General features: G+C 56.8%; 2 protein-coding genes. Both read left to right on the top strand.

The genetic code is table 11. The features are described 5' to 3' along the window. On the top strand, positions 1 to 994 hold a 994-nt coding region (locus NW819_RS04620; protein ID WP_414413033.1), incomplete at its 5' end, for a GNAT family N-acetyltransferase. A 151-nt stretch (positions 995 to 1145) separates the two neighbouring features. Beyond that, entirely contained in the window at positions 1146 to 2540 is a 1395-nt protein-coding gene (rlmD, locus tag NW819_RS04615; protein WP_414343468.1) for a 23S rRNA (uracil(1939)-C(5))-methyltransferase RlmD, read from the top strand. The last annotated feature ends 32 nt before the right edge of the window (positions 2541 to 2572 follow it).

Here is a 2572-nt window from a genome sequence, read left to right as displayed (position 1 = left end):
GTTGATTGCTGCTGCCCCCTTGTATTTGAAAAGCCACAGCCAGGGGGAGTTTGTCTTTGACCAAGAATGGGCTGCAGTTGCCGGCCAATTGGGGGAACGCTACTACCCGAAGTTAATCGGCATGGCCCCCTTTACTCCGGCTACGGGCTATCGCATCCTCGTCCATCCCGAGTATTCGGAAGCAGAGGTGTGGCAGTTGATGCTGGCAGCCATTGACCGGTTTTGCCAAGAGAAGGATATTTCGGTGTTTAGCTTGCTTTATGTAGATCTGGACTGGCGGACTCAATTGGAGTCGGATGGATTTACGCCCCGGATCACCCACAACTACCAGTGGCACAACCCCGGCTACCGCTCTTACGAAGACTTTTTGAGCCAGTTCAATGCCAACCAGCGGCGCAACATCAAGCGAGAGCGGGCTGCAATGGAAAAAAGCGGCCTAGAACTCAAGATTTACACAGGAGAGGAGATCACGCCCCGCCTGTTGTCTCTCATGTACGACTTTTACAGCAACACCTGCGCCCAATTTTGGAACTGGAGCAAATATCTCAATCGCCGCTTTTTCGAGTCTCTCTATCCCAACTATCGGGAGCGAGTTGTGCTGGTGGCCGGGGAACGGAATGCAGAAATTGTGGGGATGTCTTTTTGTATTCGTAAGGGAGATCGCCTGTTCGGGCGCTACTGGGGTTGTCGGGAGGAGGTGAAGTTTTTGCACTTTAACGTTTGCTACTACGAGCCCATTGCCCTCGCCATCCGAGAAGGGATCCGCAACTTTGATCCCGGCGCAGGGGGATCCCATAAGATCCGACGGGGATTTCCGGCCACGCCTGTGTACAGCTACCACCGCTTCTACAGCCGAAGGCTACAACAGGTTTTGGTGCCCTACCTAAACCGGGTTAACCCTCTCATGTTGGCCGAGCTGGAGAATGTGAATCAAAACGAGGTTCCTTTTCGAGAAGATGTTTTGCCTTCTCTATCTGCTTTGACCAAGGAGTGAACCACTTCATTGGATGGGGTTTTCAATCCCGTAAGCAGTTGGCGGCTGACATGCTTTTTGCCTTGCTACAGCTTTTTCCGGCAATGCTGACTCCAGCCAACACGACCTGACCTATGGTTATAGTTATTTCGAATTTCGGCGAAACAGCCTAATGGAACATCCGATCCCTTCCGTCCTTCCTGATCCCGTTAAACCTGGGGATCTCTTGGCGTTGGAGGTCACGGCCCTGACCCCCCAGGGAGATGGCATTGCCCACACGGTAGGACTTGGACAAGGGCGAGTGGTGTTTGTGTCCCAGGCGGTGCCCGGGGATCAGGTGGTGGCCCAAATAACCGAGATCAAGCGCAACTACTTGGTCGGGCGAATTCGGTCGCTGATTTCTCCCTCTCCCCAACGGGTGCGACCGGCCTGCATCGTGGCGGACAAATGTGGTGGCTGCCAATGGCAACATGTCAGCTATGCCCAGCAATTGGCCACCAAGCAGCAAATCCTCAGGGATGCGCTGGAGCGGATTGGCGGTCTGACTCTGCCGCAGCCTGTCCCTATTTTGGGATCCCAGCAGCCGCTGCGCTATCGCAACAAGGTCACCTACCCCATGGCCAAACCGGAGGGCCAGCCCTTGCGCATGGGCTACTACCAACGGGGCAGCCACCGCCTGGTGAACCTCAACCAATGCCCCGTGCAAGACGAGCGGCTGGATGTGTTCCTGAGGGAAATCAAGCGCGATCTTCAAGAGACGGGCTGGAGTGTCTACGACGAAAGTCGTCACCAGGGTCATCTCCGCCACTTGGGTTTGCGCATCGGTCGCCGCACCCGCGAGGTGCTCCTGACCTTGGTCAGTTGCAGTCGTCGCCTGCCCCATCTGGAAAGCTGGGCCGAACGCTGGATGCAGCGCTACCCTGACCTGGTGGGGGTCTGTCTCAATCTCAACTCGGCCCGCACCAATGCCATCTTCGGCCCGGAGACTGAGGTGATTGCCGGTCGGGGGTCTTTGCGGGAGGAATTTGCCGGTTTTTCCCTCTGGATCGACAGCACCTCTTTCTTCCAGGTCAACACAGAGCAAGCAGAAGCCTTTTTTACCTGGATAGCCGACCAACTGAACCTGCGGGGAGAGGAAACCATCCTGGATGCCTACTGTGGCATCGGCACCTTAACCTTGCTGCTGGCGCAACGGGCGAAACGGGCGATGGGGGTGGAAGCTTTGCCGGAAGCGGTGGCCCAAGCCCGCTACAATGCCCAGTTCAACGGTATCGCCTCAGCCCAATTTTTCCAGGGCACGGTGGAACAGGTTTTGCCGACCCTGCCCCCTGCCGACATTGTGGTGCTGGATCCGCCGCGGCGCGGCTGCGACCGCCAAGTGCTCGAGACCCTAAAGCTGCGACGACCACCACGCATCGTCTACATTAGCTGTCACCCTGCCACTTTGGCGCGAGACTTGCAGATCCTACTGGCAGAGGGATCCTATCGCCTTACCCAATGGCGGGCGGCTGACTTCTTTCCCCAAACCGGGCATGTGGAGGGGGTGGCCTTTTTGGAGCGAGTTTGAAGAGTACGCACCCTGACCAAAAGGCGCGGCAA

The sequence above is a fragment of the Synechococcus sp. R8-2 genome (assembly GCF_047461715.1).
Lineage (GTDB): Bacteria > Cyanobacteriota > Cyanobacteriia > Thermostichales > Thermostichaceae > Thermostichus.
Note: the sequence above shows the minus strand (reverse complement) of the source record. Positions and strands in the feature narration are given on the sequence as shown.